Source organism: Bradyrhizobium canariense, from assembly GCF_019402665.1.
GTDB classification, from domain to species: domain Bacteria; phylum Pseudomonadota; class Alphaproteobacteria; order Rhizobiales; family Xanthobacteraceae; genus Bradyrhizobium; species Bradyrhizobium canariense.
Genome location: NZ_VSST01000059.1, coordinates 11,723 through 30,890, shown reverse-complemented (window position 1 = coordinate 30,890; position 19,168 = coordinate 11,723). Strand labels below are relative to the sequence as shown.

Here is a 19,168-nt window from a genome sequence, read left to right as displayed (position 1 = left end):
GATAGATGTTGCAGGTGAACAAGCCGACTTCGGAGATCAACCGGGATTTCGCCGAGGACAGTTCCCCGTCCCAGACGCTGACATCCTATCTCGACATCGTCCGCCGTCAGTTTCCGACCATCATCGCGATCGTGTCGGCCTGCGTGATCCTGGCACTGCTCTATCTCTTCACTGCCGCGCCGCTGTTCACCTCAAGTGCCTCGATGGTTATAGACACCCGCAAGGTTCAGCTGTTCCAACAGCAATCGATACTGGGTGACGTAGCGGTCGATTCGGCGACTGTTGAAACCCAGGTCGAGATTCTGAAATCAGAGAACATTAGCCTCGCGGTGATCCGTGACCTGCACTTGACTGAGGATCCCGAGTTCACCGGCAGCGGTGGTGGCTTGCTGGGATCGATCGTCAGTGCGGCGTCTGGCGTCTTCTCAAATAGCCGGGCGCCCTCCGAATTTGAGCTGACACGCAAGGCGCTGGAGCGATTCGAGAAGAACCGCACAATTAAGCGCCTGGGGCTCACGTACGTGATGGAGATCGGCTTCACCTCGCGCGACCCGCAGAAGGCTGCGCGCATCGCCAACGCAATTGCCGATTCCTACATTGTCGATCAGCTCGAGGCCAAGTACCAGGCCACCCGCCGTGCTAGCGTCTGGCTGCAGGACCGCATTAAGGAGCTGCGCACACAGGCGTCCGCCGCGCAGAAGGCGGTGGTAGACTTCAAGATCGCCAACAACATCGTCGATAGTGGTGGGCGGCTGATGAACGAGCAGCAGCTCGCCGAGGTGAACAGCCAGCTCATCATAACGCATGCCGCCACTGCCGAAGCTAAGGCGCGGCTTGATCGCATGAACGACATGCTCAAGCAGGACATTCCGGACGCTAACGTCACCGACGCGCTGAAGAACGACACCATCGTCAAACTCCGCGGGCAATACGTTGATATGGCCTCGAAGGAATCGATCTGGTCGGCCAAATACGGGCGCGATCATCTCGCCGCGGTGAACCTGCGCACCCAGATGGCGGAGATCAAGAAGAACATCCAGGACGAGCTGAAGCGCATCCAGGAATCCTACAAGAGCGATTACGACATCGCGATGACGCGCGAAGAGAGCATCAAAACGAGTCTCGCCAACGTGGTGTCGGAATCGCAGCTCACCAATCAGGCGCAGGTTCAGCTGCGCGAGCTTGATAGTAGCGCGCAGTCCTATCAAGCGATGTACGACAACTTCCTGCAACGCTACATGGAATCTGTGCAGCAGCAGTCGTTTCCGATTACTGAGGCACGCGTGATCAGTGCAGCGACCACGCCATTAGTGAAGAGCGCACCGAAGAGCCTGATTGTTCTTGCCGCAGCAATGCTTGGCGGCCTGATGCTTAGCTTCGGCGCTGCTATGGCCCGCGAGCTAACAGATAAGGTGTTCCGGACCACCGGGCAGGTTGAGGAGCAGTTGGGCGCTAACTGCGTAGCGATCCTACCGTCGCTTGACGCAGCGGCGTCAGTTGGGGGGCTCGGCAGAAGGAAGCAAAATCCTCAGCAGGACCTCCTACGCTACGTCGTTGACCACCCGCTGTCGCGTTTCTCCGAGGCTGTGCGATCGCTAAAAGTAGCTGTCGACCTCAATTCGATTGTGCGCGAGAACCGCGTGCTGGCGGTAACCTCGACTCTGCCCAACGAAGGCAAGAGCACGCTTTCGACCAATCTCGCGCAACTCATCGCCCACAGCGGCGCTCGGGTGATCCTAGTCGATGCCGACCTGCGCAATCCGTCTTTGTCTCGCGCCTTGCGGCCGGATGCAAAAGCCGGCCTCGTCGACGTGGTTGCGCAGAAGGCGCAGCTCGACGACGCGATCACGCTCGATCCGCAGACTGGGCTCGCGGTGCTGCCCGCCGGCTCCACCTCGAAGCTGCTACATACGAACGAGATCCTCGCGTCGAAGCCGATGCGCGACCTCGTTGCTTTGCTACGTTCGAAATATGACTACATCGTGCTTGACATGCCGCCAATGGCGCCAGTGGTGGACGTGCGCGTCACCTCTCCGTTCGTCGATTCCTACGTGTTTGTGGTCGAATGGGGTAAGACCAAGATCGATGTGGTCCGCCACAATTTGCGCAATGCGCCCGAGATCCAGGACAAGCTTCTCGGCGTGGTGCTGAACAAGGCCGACACCAAGCTTTTGGCGCGCTATGAATCCTATCACGGTCGGTACTACTATCAGAAATATTATGCCCGCTATGGGTATGTGGAATAGTTCCCGTCGGGATTCCCTTCGATTGCTCCTTGCGGCGCGCGGGTTGATCGCCATTACTGCTATTGCCGGCGTACTCTGGTCGTCGGGCACCTTACCATTATTCTGGTCGCTTGCGCCTGCACGCGAGCTGATGGCGCGGATCTTGGTGGGCGATCGTTTTAAACAAGGTGCTATGGACGACGTCCTGGGTCCATTGGAGGCCCGGTCGGTCGCCGGACTTCAGCATCCGGATTTTGAACGAGCGAGGGCGCTGATTAGTCTGACGGCAAACGAAGATGCGCTGGCGCGCAATAGTCGGGAGGATGCCGACCGTAAGGTTGACGCTGCCGAAACCAGGGTTAGACAGGAACTGACGCTCAATCCGGCGGATTCGTTTCTCTGGTTGATGCTGTACTCCGTCGCACTAGCTCGCAGGGGCTTTGACGATAGCTGCCTTGGATATCTCGACCAGTCTTACTCTAGCGGCCCACTAGAAGGGTGGATTGCGCTTCGACGCAATAGACTTGCGTTGGCGGCGTTTCCAACTGCAAGCGCGGCAACGCAGGCGAAGGTAGTCTCCGAGTTTGCGGGCATGGTCGACACCGAATTCACGGAAGCTGCCGCCTTTAATCTTATGGGGGTGGGTTGGGAGCAAAGGGAGCGCCTTCTCGCAAGCCTCGCAAACATGGATATGGTCCCTCGCGAAGCCTTTGCGAAGGCGCTGGCACGGGAGGGCCTGAAGCTGAGCGTACCCGGTGTTGAGCTTGAGGAGAGGCTATGGCGGCGATGATTGGAATTTTGAGGTGCGCGAGAAGCGGCGCGGTGGGACTTCTTCTCGCTTTGGCACCTGCCTCGGCGCAAACAGGCGGCCAGAGCGCATCAAGGCTAACAATTCAGGGCCCAGGAGAGCAATCGGGTACGGCAGTGGTCCGGGATGCGCTTGGGCGGCCCTGCCTGGATATCGAAGCTGCGGCGCGCGCTCACGTTGTCAATCACGACATTGTCGACCACGTCGTTAGCGTCAAGAACAACTGCACCAAAACCGTCAAAGTAAAAGTCTGCTACCTGAACGCGGATAAATGCAACGCGTTTGATGTCCAAGGATATAAGCGCGTGGATACAGTTCTGGGTACAATGACGAAAATCACCGCATTTCGATATTCCGTGTTTCAGAAATAAAAACAGGGACACCTAGCTCGGTCCGTCGCTGATCTTCAGGCCTGTCAAACGTTGAAGTTCACTGCTGATTTCTCCTTTGTCGGTCAAGTGCGCTACGGCCCCTTGCAACTCCTCGATCTTGGCCCCGACGAGGAACCTGTACCAAAATCCTTGCAAGACATGATAGATGATGCCCATTTTGCCGTCGAGGAATCCGAACCTGAAAATGTAGCGATATAGGAAATAGGCTGCGGCCGAGACCTGGAAAGGTACGTGGTTGTAGATGTGCTCCTTCACGAATCGCTTCGCCGCGGCTTGAAATGAACTGCCCTGCGTCGATAGATTCTCCGGACGCGCCATGAATTTAAGACGCTGGTTCAGGACGTCAATCGCTTCGCGCGTCGCGTATTTGTTGTGCTTGTCTGTGAAGAAGGTCAGATCATTCAAGTTATGATCGGAGAAGCCGCCGAGGAAGGTTACGGTTCTTCCCTCGCGAACGATCATATGCTCATCCATCCATCTGTCTTCGATCTCGGCATAACCGCGCCGCCAGATACGCAAAAGCACTAGAATTCCACGGCCGCCGTGCTTGATAGTGCGATTCATGAAAACAAGCTTGCGACGCAGGTTGATCCCCGTGACGTCCGAGGACAGTGAGGGCAATTTCTTCGCAATTTCATCCGAAAGATCAGGTTCGATTATCTCGTCAGCATCTAGTCGCATGATCCAGGTCGAGGTAATCGGGGCGTTCTCCAAAGCCCATTGGAACTGCTTCGCGTAATTGACAAATCGATGCTGAAGCACCGTTGCGCCGTATGTTTTGGCAATCTCGACGGTATTGTCGCTCGAGAATGAGTCTATGACAAATATCTCATTGGCTAGATGCTTGATGTGTCGCAGTGCCCGCTCAAGGTGGATCGATTCGTTGTAGGTCAGGATAATCACAGCCAAATCGACCATTGGAGAAACTCACGCTTAATTAGCCAGATGATTTTGATTGTTGTTACTCGAGGAAATAAGCCTATCGACCAACTCAAGAACAGTCGGGTCAATCTGTTGCGACGCCCTCGTGCAATTCTCGATAATGTGCCGACCGGAGTACATAGATAATACCACAGTTCCTGCTCGGTTCTTGGCAAGAGCATAGTCGATCAAAAGCTGGGCCGGGGTCATCTCGACTTGAGAGTTGCCGCCTCTGCTTTCTAACCATTGACCAAGGCGTCTATGGAGCTCGGGATCGAGAATACTGTGGGTTACAAAAAAAGAGCTCTCAGCAGTGACGCTCATGCAGAGCTTATCGAGATTCCGAGAGATTGGGCTGTTCGGAAATTGAGCTCCCTCGAACAATGTCGAAGCGTTGGTGCCAGCCAATATGGATTCGAGCGATCCCGCGATAGATATTGTTTTTGCGAGACCTTGCGTTCGAATGTTTGCCAAGGCTTCGAGGACATCTGGGCTTGTACAGTCCTCAATACTTGGTTCATGCAAAGCAAGCACATCTACGTAGTCGGTCTTCAGGAAGCGGAGGCTGGCCTCCACAGACTTTCGAATGGTGGCAGGCTCGAGCGGCGGACGGAGCCCTACTGAACGCGCTCGGGACACCTGCTTTCGGAGGCCTGGAAATCTTTGAACGGCCCAACGCGCGGGGGATCGCAGGAGTCTCTTGATCGTCGAAATTTCCGGCCGAGCGATCCCGACCTTTGTGCAAACAACCGCTTGATCCCGGCGGCGGTGAAGAAATGATCCCAATATCGCTTCTGCTTGCCCATCTCCGTAAGGTGGAGCGACGTCGAACCAATTGACGCCCAGATCGTAAGCTTGTCCAAGCGATCGAATACCTTCGGAAGGAGATATTCGAGATCCCAATGACGCGCATCCGAAACCGATCGCAGATACCTCACGCTTGAGAACAGGATGATAGACGGTGCGCATCAAGGACCTATACGGCTGCGTGAGTTTGCTTGGTTGCGGGTGCGTCGGTCCTCTTTCCCAAGTGCGAGGCGAGTCGGAACGCGAGCGCGACAATTAGAAATGTTGGATTGGCTTGACCAGACGATGGAAAGACGCTGCCACTCAGTAGATAAAGATTGTCGATCCCGTGAATCTTGCAGTTGCCATCAACAACCCCTGTATCGGGATCGCGGCTCATGCGGGTCGTTCCCAACTGATGATAACCGTCCGAGGCTTGCTCCAGAACTCGAGCTGTGAGTTCTTCTTCGGGAGCTCGGTACACCAGGTATCCGACCTGCGAGTTACGGAGCGATCGGTCCAGCAACTGATGAGCCCGGACGACAGACTGCGCATCCAGTTCGGAGTAGTTGAAATCAACTGTGAGACGAGGCACCCCAAGGGGGGCCATTTGATCGGAGAGGGCTACGAACGAACTCTTTCTCGGCAACTGCTCGCCATGGTAATGGAGGGCGTAGCGTCCTCCCTTGCTTCGTACGAGAAATCCCGGCTTGCGAGGCGAGGAAAGATAGCGCTCGTGCAGGAGTCGCATTGCGGACGACAGTACCGAAAAGGGCGATCTGAAGATATTGAGCAGATGATTTGCGATGGTATAGGGGCGAGGACCAACATGGCTGATCCGGACACCTTCTGAAAGCAAACGACGGCCGATGAACGGTATCGCGAGCATCAACCAAACTGCTGACAGAATTCCACTGCCGTGGCTCGCATGATGAAAGGGAGGATTGTCGATCCAGAACGCGATGTTGAGGACCTCATGCTGCTTTAGCGCCTCCTCGCCTATGGTGAAGCGACGGCGGGCAAAATGGCTATCATCAACAAAAAAGTCGAATTCATTAATCGATCCAGGATCCGAGAACACCACATCTGCGATCTTTCCCGAGATGTGGCCCATATAGAATCTCCCAATGACACTATCACCACTTGGAAGTATATTTGGATACTTCCGTCCCACGTGCAGCATGATCCGAGTGGTCTCGAGTCCGCCGCAGGCTAATATGCAGGTTCGAACCGGCACTTCGATCGACTTGCGTTCATCTGTCAGCGTGATCGCCGTAACGTGTCCGCTCTCACCATCAAGTTGGATATCGGTCAACGTCGCCCCGAGAAGGAGCGTGATGGCGCGAGATTGGCGCACACGTTCGAAGTACTTGGTCTTTAAGTTGGTGTCCGGCGTCCAGCGTTCGAGTTGGGCAATCGAGATCTGGCCAAGCTCTCTCCAGCCGCTGGGCTCCATTTCGAATTGACCTGTCCCGCATCCAAAAAAATCGGCTGCCTTCGGACTCCAGCCGTCTATTTCTTCGTATGAGAACGGCCAGTCAGTCCCCCGCGCGTAGGGACGGTCGCCAAAGTCAGCCTTGTCGAAGGGGACGCAGCGCCCACCCCACCACCACGAGGTGCCTCCGAACGCGCGGCAAGATGCGATTTCAGGGGGAGCATGAGTCTGCTCGTTTTGAACCTCGGCGCGCGCTAGCTCTGCCGCAGAAGGATTAGGGGCCTCTTCGCCAGACTCCACGAGAAGCACTGAACGTCCGAGATCAGCCAGAGCCAAGGCAAGTGCGATGCCGGCGGGCCCGGCACCCACGACACAGAAGTCTGTCAGCGGCGCATCGGAAATGTCACGAAACCGGATCAGCATGGTTTCGTCGGCGTACGAGGATGGTATTTCCGTTCTCGAAGGGGCTGAGCCGGATTTCCCGAGTACACCACCCATGCCTCCAAATCGCGAAATGCACAAGCGCGCGCTCCGAGCACGGCTCCCTCTCCAATCGTAACGCCCGGCCCAACGAAAGCTTCAGCGGCGACCCATGCCTGTGCGCCGATCTCGATCGGCTTCGCTCTCAGCTGGAAATTGAAATCGTCTACGTCGTGACTGCCCGCGCAAATATGCGCGCCCTGGGACGCCAGCGAATAGGCACCAAAGGTGATCTTGGCCATGCAATAGACATTCACTCGTGGGCCGATGTAGGCGTGCTCGCCGATCTCAAGGTTTGGAGGATACCAGATCCTGGCGCTGCCATATATTCCAGCTGTTCCAGCAACTTTCGCGCCAAACGATCGTAACAAGAAGCGTCGCCATGGATGCATGAATGGCGGTGTCCATGAAGCGAGCAGACCCCAGGTCACACCCCAGCCAACGCGAAACAGGCGATTCCAAAGCGAAAAGCTGGGGCCGCCTTCCATCGGCGTCGTGCTCTTGGCGTCAAGGACGTCCATGCGAAATGCCCGTGCGGAGTACGTCGAGCAACGTCTGGGCGTTTTGCTCGATATCGAAGCGTTTCAGGAAACTCTGTCGCCCGGCTTCGGCCATGCTCTGCCGCTGGTCCGGGCTCAAGGCGAGGTATCCGCTCAGGAGGGAGAGAATGCCGGCCGCATCATCGGAGGCGACTAGCCCGGCTCCGTCTTCCTTGATCTCTCTCCAGATGTTCACCTTGTCGGTGATCAGAACGGGCTTGCCGCAGGCAAGCGCTTCGGCCACCACGATCCCGAAATTCTCCTGATGAGACGGAAGCACGAATGCTTCACAGTCGTGAAAGGCGCCCCATTTTTGGTCGCCCTCGAGCATCCCGGGCCAATGAATCCGATGACCGATGCCAGCTGCTTCGGCCCGATGCTTTAGCTCGCTGACCCAGCCGGACTGGTCCGGACCAGCCATCACAAGATCGAGGTCGGGGACGGAGGAGGCTATCTCTGCGAACGCATCCACAAGCAGATCGCATCCCTTTTTTTGATGAATGCGACTGAGGAAGAGCAAGAACCCGCGCTGTCCCAGGGCGGACAATTGCTCCCGAAAGGCGGCGACCTGGGCCTCGCGATGGCCGGCCACGTCGCTGGTGCCGTACCCCACGGCAAACTCCCGGACCCGGTAAGGCCAGAATGCATTCCGGGCCAGCAAGCGCTCTTCCTCACATGTGAAGAGCACTCCATTTGCGTTGCGCAACAGCGGTCCCTCGTTCAGCCACCAGGACACCTGCTTGAAAGCGGTCTTGATCGGATATTCCTTCCGGAACCACGGGTCGAGCATCCCATGTGTGAAGACGAAGTAAGGCACTCCCGAACGAGGCAGTACTCGGCTGGCGCCGCCGGCGGAGTAGTTCCAGAGCCCGTTAACGATTACGACGTCGTAATCGCGCGCATGATCTTTCAGCCAAGGCACCAAACCGGAGGTATAACCGTAGTGGACCCATGGCAGCCAATCCAGCCGTCGCCGCTCGTGGATTGGAATACGCCCAAGCGCAAAAATCGGAAGCGGGAAATCCTTGACCCAGGGGTCGTCAGGATGGTCCAGCGTCGCAATTTCGCGGAAGTGGCCGAGCTTCGCCAAGGCTTCAGATGAACGAATGAGGCCCTCGATCGGGCCCCCGCTTCTGGGATCCGCCGTGCCGATGATGTGTAGAATCTTCAAGGTGCCCAAATCGACGGCCTTCGGAATGGGCCGTTCTTCAGTTGCTGGTTTAAACACCATTGAATAGCACGATCGGTTGCAAAATTTTTTGGGTCCAAAAGAAAAAAACCGAAACCCACAATACAATATGTCGTACCGAGAGGGTACCAGACGTTGTTGGTTTAGTAAATTCGCAAGCGAGGAGTGCCGCTAGGTTGCGCGGACCTGCCTAGAACTCTGCGGGCGCTTGTATGTTGAAGTCGCCCTGCCATCTGGCTATTTGGCCAAAACACGCGGATTTCAGGTTGCTCAACTCGGCAACTCTCAGCCCGAGGCATTCCAGACCCCCAGCAATTATTTGCGAGACAAAGGGACGGTTAAATGCAACGAATCCGCGGTCAGTAACAAATTGTCTTGGGGCGGCTCATGGACGTGGCTCACCGGAAATGGCCTAGCTATATAGCTTCGGCGCTTCTTCTCGGAGCTACGTTTTGCTCAGTCTCCGCCGCAAATTCGGGAAATCTAACTCAAACCATATACGTTGCTCCCGATGGAAACGACGCGTGGTCTGGAACGTCCGAGCAAGATGATGGGCAAGGACATGGTCCGCTGGCCAGTCCAGCGCAGGCGGTTGATCTGATTCGCAAGCTCAAATCGGAGCCTGGAGCGCGCCAGGGCGGCTATCGAGTTCTGTTTCGCGGCGGGACGTATTTCTTGAATGAACCGATTAACCTTCGCCCCGAGGATTCTGGCACCATTGAGGAGCCTAATGTATTTGCCGCAATGGCCGGCGAACATCCAGTTTTCAGTGGCGGACGCCGACTAGCAGGGTGGACTCTGGACGGTCGGGGGCGCTGGCAGCTTCATTTGCCCGAAGTTGCGCAGGGCAAGTGGATGTTTTCTCAGCTCTATGCGAACGAGGAGCGACGTTACGCTGCGCGCTTTCCGAAGCGCGGATATCTCACTACAACGCGGGAAATGCCGGCCTCGTCCGAGGCGAGGGGCAAGGGCTATGATAGGTTCGGTTTTTCCGATGGAGATCTGAGATCAGATTGGTATGATCTCAACGCGGTCGAGATTCGGCTGCTCCTCAATTGGAGTTCCGCCGCATTTCATGTTGCTGAACTTGATCCACGTGAAAAAACAGTCCGTCTCACAGGAAGTACACGGCAGAATTGGTACAAAATTCCGATCGGGACACGGTACCGAGTTGAACACGTACGGGAGGCACTGAGTGATCCAGGTGAATTCTATCTGGACCACAAAACTGGTGATCTTACCTATATCCCCGTAGCCGGGGAAACGCCTGAAAAAACCATCATGGTGGCACCAAAGCTGGAGCACGTATTGGTGTTAATCGATGCAGGTGCCGAAAACGTCGGTGTTCGTAACTTGCGCTTTGAGGGTCTGACATTTGCTCAAACAAACTGGACCCTCCCGGCCCAGGGACTTGCCCTCGGGCAATCGGCCATTGGCATGCCCGCGGCCGTGGCCTTACTTGGAGCAACGAATGTCGAATTTTCCGACATTACGATTCGAAGCACTGGCGGGCATGGCATAGTATTTGGCCCCGGCTGTCATTTCGATCGTGTGCAGGCCAGCCGTTTCGCGGATCTCGGAGCAGGTGCAATCCTGGTCGGAGATGCGGTGAGCACGGCATCTGTTCCAGAGCTTCTCAAGCGTCGCGGAGACAGTGCTGTCGGAGACATTTCGGTTAGAGGAAATTCAATAAGGGCGATTGGCCGAATTGATCCGGCGGGCGTCGGCGTGTGGATAGGAAACTCACCACGAAACCAAGTGCTGGAAAACGAAATCTCAGATACCTACTATAGCGGTATCTCCGTTGGTTGGACGTGGGGATATGGAGAGAGTCGTGCTTGGGACAACGTCATTTCTGACAACTCGATCCACCATATTGGACAAGGCGTATTGTCAGATCTAGCGGGTGTGTACACGCTCGGCGTTTCTCCGGGAACGAAAATAATCCGCAACACGGTCTCGCACGTTCTTGGTCATTACTACGGCGGATTTGGAATCGCACTAGATGAGGGCTCGTCGTCAATATTGATCGAGAATAACTTAGTTTACGACACTAGTGATAGCGGCTTAACCGTAAACTATGGCCACGACAACATTGTGAGAAACAACGTATTCGCCCTCGGACGCAATGCTCAGCTTACAATCGGCACAGCCAAGGATGATCGTCTCGCGCTGACATTCGAAAATAACATTGTCTACTGGAACGGCGCGGACTCCTTATTCCATGGACCATGGCAGAATACGAACGTCCTCTTCGATAAGAATGTTTACTGGAATTCTCTCGCAGGGACCCGCAGGCTTTCTGATGCGATCTCATTCGAAGAGTGGAAGAGACTAGGACGAGATGCGAACTCTGTTGGCGAAGATCCTCGCTTTACTTCGTTGTCCTCGACCGAAGCAAAGCTCGATCCCGGCTCGCCAGTCTTCAAATTAGGATTCAAGCCGTTCGTTTCTGCGGGGCCTCATTTGCGCTAGGGCTTTCGGGCCGAGCTGAGCGTGTGCTGAATACGCGAATTTGAGCGCGAGCGCAAATACCAACGATAGAGCAAAATCTCTCAGAAAAAATTCGATGAAGGGAGCCACCTCCTTTTCAGCGAGGAGTGTCGACGAGGAAAACACCGAGATGGCCCAAGGGTTATTTTTCAAGGAACCGGTAAGAAGGTTGAGAAATCGGAAACCAACGAAGATCGTGAAGAAGGGTATTATGGCCGCTCCAAAAACGCCAAACCCAGCAACCGCACTGGGGATTAGTCCAACGACTGGACGGCTTACTGATCCAATAGTTCGAAAGCCGAAATGCCAAGCAATAAGGTCCGGCGTAGCGGCCGCCTCTTTTGGGACTAGAAAAGATGGAAGAACCGTTGATATTATCGTCGAGAAAATCTGCGAACCCATAGTGCCCGCACGGGGGAGTGCTCTCGTAATTTGATCGAGTGGGAGTATCAGAGCGAAACGGTCGAAGTTGAGCGTGCTGGGATAGAAATAGCTGCCCGTCGGGGAATACTGTGCCTCGTACCCTCTCAACACGCGAGCAGAGCGATCGGCAAGCTCCCAAGGATCCATGCCCGTATCTTCAAGCGTCTTAACTCCCAAATCAATTCGTTGCTCAAAGCTAAGGCCATACAGGGAAGGCCGCATGATGTGAATGAGCGGGTTGATGTACAATACCAAGAGCATAAACGCGGCTATGCCCGCAATGACCGCCTTGATGTTCACCTTAGCATTGTCGAAAAGAAAATATGAACATGCAACGATTAGCGCAGCATCGACGATATTCTTTTTCACGTTCCCGAGTACCGATTCGGCGGCAATTAATAGCAGCATGCCCACTAGGGTAATTCCATTTGACCTCTTGCTTGGCTGGTAGATGCAGAGTGCGGTCTGCATCGCGATCGAGAACGGAAGAAGGAAGTAGAATGCTCCGAACCCACCGAACCCCTCCTCTATGACGTTTGTGCCGGGTACAAATTGAGGCCGTAAGATTATGTGTAAGCCTTGGAGCAATAGGCCAACGGCAAATACTAGTTTTGTGGTGAGTTGCAGAAAGTCAACTCGAGAGAAAAGACTACTAAGTCCGGCCATTCCTATCGTTTTTGCGCTCGGACGGCTTGCTAGATAGCCAGCGGTCAATGAGGTGAAGCCGATCAGCAAATAGCCGCATGAAGTAGTCGGCTCTGACAGATTGGAATCGACCGTTTGGAAGAGAGCAGTCTTCAATATCAGAGCCAATGTCCCGCAATAGGCTACGAGCATCAGATACAACCAATCAGCAATGACTGGTTCCTTACGAAGGCCAAGGGCGCCACCGACGCTAATGAGCGCAAGGACCACAAGAACGAATAAATCAGCTCCCATGAGGAGCTGCGTGATTGTGCAGGTTCCGATGATAAACAGATAAATATAAGATAAGGATTTCATGGTAATTTAGCGGGCGCCCAGTTCAACGGTCACGACCCAATTTATACAGTCGAGCCCTCGCGGATGAAAGCGTTTGATGTTGGCGGCAGTGGGATTGCGGCTTGCCATGGATCCATTCTTGTTCAGTAAGATGATTAAAAGTGCGCTGCTGCGGATACAGCAGCTTCCAAACTACCAGTTCCGATCGAGAATGGTCTGAGCGAGCACGATGGCAACCTTCGAATAGCCCAGTCGATTGAGGTGAATTTGGTCTGCTCTGTACGTCGAGGCGCTCGCGAGAGGGAAATCCAATTGGATATCTAGGAAGTTGCCGCCATACAGGCCTGCCAGTTCTCGGTTCAGTTCGGAAATCTTGGTGTCTCCCGGTTGTCGAAAGCCTTCATCCGGATACTCTCCGCGAATAATTCCTAGCACGAGAAAGTGCGCTTTATTGGGTAATGATTTCACCATTGCCGAGACGTCATTCATCACGGCTTGTGGTTCGTTGTAATTGTTTCGCCCCGCCCAAATGATGGTTATTCCACCATCAAGTCCGGCCACTCGCTCGATCATGCGCTTACGAATCTGACGAGACGTCTCACCACCAACTCCGCCGTTGTAGCTATTGCGGTAGAGGAGGTTGGCTAGCACGCTACAGTAATCCTCGTGGAGTGCAGCGCCTGTGCCGGCAGTCAAGCTGTCTCCCCAGCATGTAATGCTCGACAGTTCACTGTCTCTTATCGTGTCATCTCGTGTAACCACGGTGTTCTTGATCTTCTTTACAAGAGCGGAGGCGGTTGCCCTGGTCGTGATGCCAAAACCAATGGCTCCGGCCAGAATGCAATTGATTGAAACGGATATGAGTAGCAACGCCACAAGAGGTAGGCGAGCGGATATCATTTATCGTTTCCTCCCAATTCGATGAAGCGGGGAAGAGGCCAGAGTCGAAAGCCGGAGACGACGGCCATAACAATATGCAGCAGGAGGAGTGGTGCAGCGACAGCGACGAGGCTGTCGTAATATCGGTCGGCCACATAGCAAACTCCAAGTCCAGCGACGCTGAGAATCGAAAAGATGCGTGATAGGGCGACGTGCCGATTGATGGATGCAAGTGGCATCAACTCAGCGCTCCAAACCATCTCGGCGGCTACTGCAAGAAGCAGCACTACGAGGAAGGTCTGATCCACCGATACCTTTCCAGCGGTCCAAAGCGTAACGACCCACTCTCCAGCGACGCTCAAGACCACGACATAGATGGCACTCAAGCCAACGGTTGTCCAAAAATGCAGTCTGGCGAGCTTCGCAAATTGTTGAAACTTTCCCAAGCCAAACAAGCGTGAATATTCCGGCGTGAAGGCGAAATTGATCATGTTGATGGCTGACGTCCCAAGCCGGGCGAGGGTTCGCGCGGTTGAGAAAACGACGACCTGCATGGGAGTTCCACTGACCCCAAGGATCAGAACCGGCCCTTGAATGGTCAGAGCTTGCCCGATCGAAACCAACATGAAGCTGATCGAGGGATGAAATAGCTTCTTGGCCTCGTCCAGAGACGCGTGTCGCCGTCCGAGAGCCAGCCATCTTTCCAGGAATCGCAGCCGAGCCCATGTGGCGAGATTGAATGCTATGCGACTAGCGACGATAGCAGTCGCCGCGGTAGCGATGTCATCGCTAAGCGCCGCTGCGATCGCCGTGACGGCGCCTTCCATCAACCTCGCCGACGCTCCCCACACAACTTCTTCAGTCGGCTTGCCGATGCATCTCAAGCCGCTGGCCAGAAGGAGCAGATATTGGGTGAGCAGCACATTGGCCGCGAGCAGAAAGAGAACGGTTTTGGCGGCAGCCTCGCTGATAGGGCCAAGGGAAAAGAGCGCGCCGATTCTGACGAGAGGAAGTCCCAGCAGCAGGATGATGAGGATCGCCGCCACCACCAGGTTGAGCAGCATAAAGATGCTCTGATAGACGACCAGGGCTCCGGATCGGTCTCCACCAGAAACCTTGATCGTCATCACGTTTTTGGCAGCCATCGTGAATCCGAAGTCGGCGAATGTCAGGTAGGTCGGAATTGCAGACAAAAGGAGCCAGACGCCGTACTGCTCTGCGCCCCAATAGTGCAGCAGCACGGGTACGAGCGAGAGCTGGATCCCTACCGTTATCCCCTGGTTGTATATCTGGGCCCCGAAGGTGGAGGCCAGGCGCCGGAACGACGATCGGCCCTCGGCGGAGTTCATTCTGCTTCGGCGCGACGTCGTCATCCGGTTCAAGGAGATCACCGGGCCACAACGGGACGGGTTGGGCGCTCGACCCCGATTGCGGAAAGCAGGAGCCAGTCGCCATATTGTTTTGGCCCCCAACAAGGTAGCAACAGCGGCAGAAGCGCAAGCTGCACCGCGACGGTAACGATCTGATTGTAGATCTGAGCGCCGAAGGTCTTGAGGAGACGTACCGAAGAGTGCTGTTCTCTCATCGGTAGACTACCTCGGGTGGTGATAGACTGCTCTCGTAGTTCACGTCGGGCCTTGCGGAGTTTCGTCTTGGAGCAGTACAGCGACTCATCATTCAGGCTGCCGAGGTTCTCGCCAAATGGGCAATTCGTGCGCTTCGCGCTTAGTTTCTCTTGCCGATGCGCACCTACGCAATTGGCGAGGCCGATCTGGCCCGCTTCGAACCGCCATCGGGCAACGCGAGCGGTTTTGCGTTCTGGCTGGGACTCGTTCATGCTGTTTCCGATGGATGTATTCATGCCAAGATTTTAGAGGTTTTATCGCTGCTTCTATCGCGCGACGTTCAGGCGGCGATCATGCCTGCGACAGCTTGAACGACTTCATCTACAGTGATTGCTGACATTCCGCTCATGTTGTGAATAGCGCGATGCTTTTGGCTATATGGATGCCATTTCGCAGGCTTGTTATGTGCGCTGAACAGTCCCAAGCAAGGAACGCCCATCGTAGCGGCAAGATGTAGAGGGCCAGAATCGTGGCCTACAAATACTCTTGCTGATCGCATGGCGGCGGCCGTTTCTCTCGGCATCAACTTTCCGCAAGCGTCGACAACACTTCCGCGCCAATTGTAAGCGACTCGTCTTGCGCGCTCGCTGTCTTCCGCCGCGCCCACAATAAGCAACCCATATTTCTCATAAATACTTGATAGTCTTTTGATGAACTCGAGCCAGCGTTCTGCTCCCCAATCGTTTTCTGTCACCTTTCCTCCCATGTTGATCGCAATGAAAGGACGGTTCAGTTCAGCGATCGTCCTGTCTCCAACGTTTAACTCATCTTCGGTTAGCAATAGATCCCACGAAGTAGATATCGTGAGGTCAATTGGTCCTAGCGCTGAAAGGGTCCGTGCGAGCCTTTCGCATTCTCGTTCTAGAAAACCTGTCGCTGCATCGATTCGGTTATTCTGAAGATCAGGGGTATTGGGAAGTCCAATGATTTTGCGAATACCGCAGAAGCGAAAGAAAAGCCAATCTCGAAATGCATTGAGCCGGCCACGGGCCGGCATGAGGTAGATCATGGTGTCGATCTTAAGAGCGCGTATTTCCTTGGATAGTCGCCACAAGGTCGAAGCGGATCTGGTCCCGACAGGATAGGAGATAAAATCGTGGATGAGACCGCTCGCGCCGATGATCGATTTGGCTGGAGCCGCCTTAGTGGATACTGGGATGTTCGTAAGGAGGAGCCTCCTCGCATTAGGAAATGTCTGGGCAATTTTGTGGAAGCAGGGAAGAGCAACGATAGTGTCGCCAAGACTGCCTAACCTGTACACGACCACGGTATCAAGGGTGGCATTCGGCGGCATCGTCCTGCCTTCTTCGAAGGTTTCGGCTCTCGCAATCATTTCGTGTTCTCGTTAGATATTTGGGCGATCACGTTCGTCGTGCTACGGCCCGGAACAAATTTGCTGCGTAAGACAGTTCCGCCGTGGGCAAGTACGAAGGACGCGCCAACGATCTGGTCAATCTGGTAGTCCGCCCCTTTGACCAGTACGTCAGGGCAAATGGACTCGATGATCTCGAGGGGGGTATCTTTGTCAAATACAACTACGGCATCCACCATCTTCAGCGAAGCGAGCAGGAGCGCGCGGTCGTTCTCGTCGTTTATCGGTCGAGACGGTCCCTTCAACCGCTTAACCGAATTGTCGCTGTTTACTGCGACTACGAGACGATCGCAGTTCGATCTCGCGAAGTTCAGAAGTTTGAGGTGGCCGATGTGGAGAATGTCGAAACATCCGTTTGTAAATCCGATACGTAAGCCGTCCTTTTGCCACAGCCCGATGCGCGATTTGACTTCGTCAAGTGGGAGGAGGCGCTTTGATGTTTCGTCGTCCGAGAATTTCTGGACAGAGGCCAGCGCCTCGAGCAGCTCGCTTCTTGTAACGGTGGCTGTGCCGTGCTTTCCGACGGCTACTCCCGCAGCGCAGTTGGCAAGCGCCGCGGCTTCTTCCAAATCTGCTCCTGCTCCCACTGCCATAGACAGCGTGGCAATTGCGGTGTCGCCTGCGCCGACTACGTCGGCGACTTCGCGCGCGCTGGCGGCAATATGCACCGGCTCTTTTTTTCGCGAGAGTAGGGTCATGCCCTTTTCGGCACGGGTGACGAGAATGTTCTCAATAGTGGTATTGCGTAGAACTGCGTGGCATGCCCGAGCGGCTGAGTCAGTGTCTATTCCAGCATCGATGCCGGTGGCGGCGAGTAGTTCCTTGGAATTGGGAGTAATTACAGTTGCTCCCGAGTATCGCTCCAGATGCTGCGATTTCGGATCGACCAATACAGGTATCTTTGCCTCTTGCGCGAACTGAATTGTGCGCCGGATGACATTGTCCGTTAAGACACCTTTTGCATAGTCTGAGAGCACGACCACGCTGTGACCTGGCAGCAACTCGGAGATGAGATTGATTAGTTCCAGCTCCAGGTCTTGCGTAACGTCTTCCGAAGACTCTATGTCCGCTCGAATGACGTGTTGCCCTTGCGATACGTAACGGATCTTCTCGGTGGTAGGGCGTTCCGCGGATATCACGAACTGAACCGAAATGCGTTCGTCGCGCTTCATTTCGGTCACAAGCGTCCTGCCGGCCTCATCATCCCCAATCAAGCCGACCAGCGTGCACGAGCCGTTGAGAGAGCTGATGTTTCTCGCGACATTGGCTGCGCCCCCGGGAATCTTCTCCGCCTTCCGGATCGATATTACAGGGACGGGACCTTCGGGAGATATCCGCTTGATATCCCCCCCGATGAAGCGATCGAGCATCACGTCGCCTACGCACAATACCTTTACGGACGAAAACTTATCTACTGTCGTCATTGTGTGCCTGAGCTTTTAGAGGAACGACGTTGCCATCGGATCGTGAGGCGAAAAACGGCATGGCGTCGGCCAGCGCAGAAAATGCCCCGACGATGTGATACAGGGAGGTGGCAGGCGCGGGCTCGAGGAGGAACTGATCGCGCGAACCTTCATGCCGTTCGTGCCAGAGGCCGGGAGCAGGAGCGGAATCTAGAAAGCGCCACAGGCCGGCCACTGCTCCTTCGAGTTCTGCTGTATCGTTAGACTGAGCGCTCTCGAAGATCGCTAGCTCCGCGCGGATCCACTCGGCGTGAGGCCACAGCCGCACCGTCGACGTGAGAGTGCGCCCTTCAATGTCGAGTTCTCCGAGCAACAACCCAGTTTCCCGATTCTTTCCAAACAGATGTGCGAATCGATAGATCTGGGCTAGGTGGGATTGAGGATTCCCAGTTGCGTGTTGGTACTGCGTGAGAAGCCAAATCCATTCGAAAAGATGGCCTGGCTCCACGACTCCGCGCACCTCCGGGCGGCGTAACAGCGATTCGTCGAAGTATTCGCCGATTGCTCCAGAGGAACGCTCAAGAAAGTGCTGCTCGAAAATGCGGACGAGCTCGTCAGCCAGACGTCTGAAATCCCCCGTTTTATCATAAGGAAGCCAAGCAAGGCTTGCCTCCAGGAGGTGCATATGTGGGTTTTGCCGTCTTGGACCAGCGTGCGGCAGGCCTTCGAGAAAGCCGACGATCGAGTGACGGAGTTGAGTGCTGAGATACTCAAGAACGAGAAGAGCTTCCTCTCGTTCTCGTTCTCGCCCCAGTAACCGGTATGAATGCGCTAAGCCAAAGAGGACGAAGGCCAGATCGTATGTGTCTTGCTCTTGGGACCGAGGTTGGCAATCCAACTCAAAATGAGAGATATAGCCCCCATTAGCGACTTTGGCTTTGCCGTATAAGAACGCCAATCCGTGTTCGACAGCAGCGCTCCCTTCAGTGAATCCCATGCGCCTGGCTTCAGAGAACACGTAGATCTGTCGAGCGGCGGTTCTCAGTCGCTTGCGAGTGGCAGTGTTCTCGAAAGTCGAGAAGCCAAGCCCGTCATAAAAGCCGCCATGCTTCCAGTCGATTCCGTTTTTGAACCACAAGGGGGCGGCACAGTTGACGACCCAGTCTCGCCCCTTGTCGGCATGTTTGATCCAAGTTCTCGTCATTGCAATGCTGCGC

General features: G+C 55.1%; 16 protein-coding genes. 4 read left to right on the top strand and 12 right to left on the bottom strand.

Going from position 1 to position 19,168, the window contains the following annotated elements; all coding sequences use genetic code 11:
- Window positions 1–5: 5 nt before the first annotated feature.
- Genes FXB41_RS29205 through FXB41_RS29195 form a run of 3 tightly spaced genes read left to right on the top strand, consistent with a single transcriptional unit; the run spans window position 6 to window position 3,404 of the window.
- Window positions 6–2,246: a polysaccharide biosynthesis tyrosine autokinase gene (locus tag FXB41_RS29205; protein WP_219684212.1), complete on the top strand. Its 2,241-nt coding sequence runs from the start codon at window positions 6–8 to the stop codon at window positions 2,244–2,246.
- A 43-nt stretch (window positions 2,247–2,289) separates the two neighbouring features.
- On the top strand, window positions 2,290–3,015 hold the full coding sequence (locus tag FXB41_RS29200) for a hypothetical protein (protein ID WP_219684210.1): 726 nt from the start codon (window positions 2,290–2,292) through the stop codon (window positions 3,013–3,015).
- The gene (locus FXB41_RS29195) at window positions 3,003–3,404 is read left to right on the top strand and encodes a hypothetical protein (RefSeq protein ID WP_219684207.1); all 402 of its coding nucleotides are present in this window, start codon (window positions 3,003–3,005) and stop codon (window positions 3,402–3,404) included. The genes FXB41_RS29200 and FXB41_RS29195 overlap by 13 nt, the downstream gene beginning before the upstream one ends.
- Window positions 3,405–3,416: 12 nt before the next feature.
- Here FXB41_RS29195 and FXB41_RS29190 read toward each other — a convergent pair whose 3' ends face one another.
- The 5 genes from FXB41_RS29190 to FXB41_RS29170 are packed head-to-tail and all read right to left on the bottom strand — an operon-like array spanning window position 3,417 to window position 8,817.
- Window positions 3,417–4,343: a glycosyltransferase family 2 protein gene (locus tag FXB41_RS29190; RefSeq protein ID WP_219684206.1), complete on the bottom strand. Its 927-nt coding sequence runs from the start codon at window positions 4,341–4,343 to the stop codon at window positions 3,417–3,419.
- Window positions 4,344–4,358: 15 nt separating this feature from the next.
- On the bottom strand, window positions 4,359–5,315 hold the full coding sequence (locus tag FXB41_RS29185; RefSeq protein WP_219684205.1) for an aldo/keto reductase: 957 nt from the start codon (window positions 5,313–5,315) through the stop codon (window positions 4,359–4,361).
- 7 nt (window positions 5,316–5,322) lie between these two features.
- A complete protein-coding gene (locus FXB41_RS29180) occupies window positions 5,323–6,990 on the bottom strand; it encodes a GMC oxidoreductase (RefSeq protein WP_219684203.1) in 1,668 nt (555 codons plus the stop codon).
- Window positions 6,984–7,568: an LbetaH domain-containing protein gene (locus FXB41_RS29175; RefSeq protein WP_219684201.1), complete on the bottom strand. Its 585-nt coding sequence runs from the start codon at window positions 7,566–7,568 to the stop codon at window positions 6,984–6,986. The genes FXB41_RS29180 and FXB41_RS29175 overlap by 7 nt, the downstream gene beginning before the upstream one ends.
- Window positions 7,555–8,817, bottom strand: coding sequence for a glycosyltransferase (locus FXB41_RS29170; RefSeq protein ID WP_246649320.1), 1,263 nt, complete (start codon window positions 8,815–8,817; stop codon window positions 7,555–7,557). Before FXB41_RS29170 ends, FXB41_RS29175 begins: the two co-directional genes overlap by 14 nt.
- Window positions 8,818–9,162: 345 nt before the next feature.
- On the opposite strand from FXB41_RS29170, the gene FXB41_RS29165 reads away from it, so the two are divergent.
- On the top strand, window positions 9,163–11,250 hold the full coding sequence (locus FXB41_RS29165) for a right-handed parallel beta-helix repeat-containing protein (RefSeq protein ID WP_219684200.1): 2,088 nt from the start codon (window positions 9,163–9,165) through the stop codon (window positions 11,248–11,250).
- Here the strand turns inward: FXB41_RS29165 and FXB41_RS29160 are convergent.
- From FXB41_RS29160 to FXB41_RS29130, 7 genes are all read right to left on the bottom strand, one after another.
- Entirely contained in the window at window positions 11,206–12,693 is a 1,488-nt protein-coding gene (locus tag FXB41_RS29160) for a hypothetical protein (RefSeq protein WP_219684199.1), read from the bottom strand. The genes FXB41_RS29165 and FXB41_RS29160 overlap by 45 nt on opposite strands.
- Before the next feature lie 171 nt (window positions 12,694–12,864).
- On the bottom strand, window positions 12,865–13,572 hold the full coding sequence (locus FXB41_RS29155) for an SGNH/GDSL hydrolase family protein (protein ID WP_219684198.1): 708 nt from the start codon (window positions 13,570–13,572) through the stop codon (window positions 12,865–12,867).
- Complete coding sequence (locus FXB41_RS29150; protein WP_219684196.1) at window positions 13,569–14,900, bottom strand: lipopolysaccharide biosynthesis protein; 1,332 nt, start codon at window positions 14,898–14,900, stop codon at window positions 13,569–13,571. The genes FXB41_RS29155 and FXB41_RS29150 overlap by 4 nt, the downstream gene beginning before the upstream one ends.
- 38 nt (window positions 14,901–14,938) lie before the next feature.
- A complete protein-coding gene (locus FXB41_RS29145; protein ID WP_219684194.1) occupies window positions 14,939–15,412 on the bottom strand; it encodes a hypothetical protein in 474 nt (157 codons plus the stop codon).
- A gap of 44 nt (window positions 15,413–15,456) precedes the next feature.
- Complete coding sequence (locus FXB41_RS29140; RefSeq protein ID WP_219684193.1) at window positions 15,457–16,509, bottom strand: glycosyltransferase family 9 protein; 1,053 nt, start codon at window positions 16,507–16,509, stop codon at window positions 15,457–15,459.
- Entirely contained in the window at window positions 16,506–17,972 is a 1,467-nt protein-coding gene (gene rfaE1 / locus FXB41_RS29135; protein WP_219684192.1) for a D-glycero-beta-D-manno-heptose-7-phosphate kinase, read from the bottom strand. Before rfaE1 ends, FXB41_RS29140 begins: the two co-directional genes overlap by 4 nt.
- A complete protein-coding gene (locus tag FXB41_RS29130; RefSeq protein ID WP_219684190.1) occupies window positions 17,956–19,155 on the bottom strand; it encodes an AGE family epimerase/isomerase in 1,200 nt (399 codons plus the stop codon). Before FXB41_RS29130 ends, rfaE1 begins: the two co-directional genes overlap by 17 nt.
- Window positions 19,156–19,168: the final 13 nt, after the last annotated feature.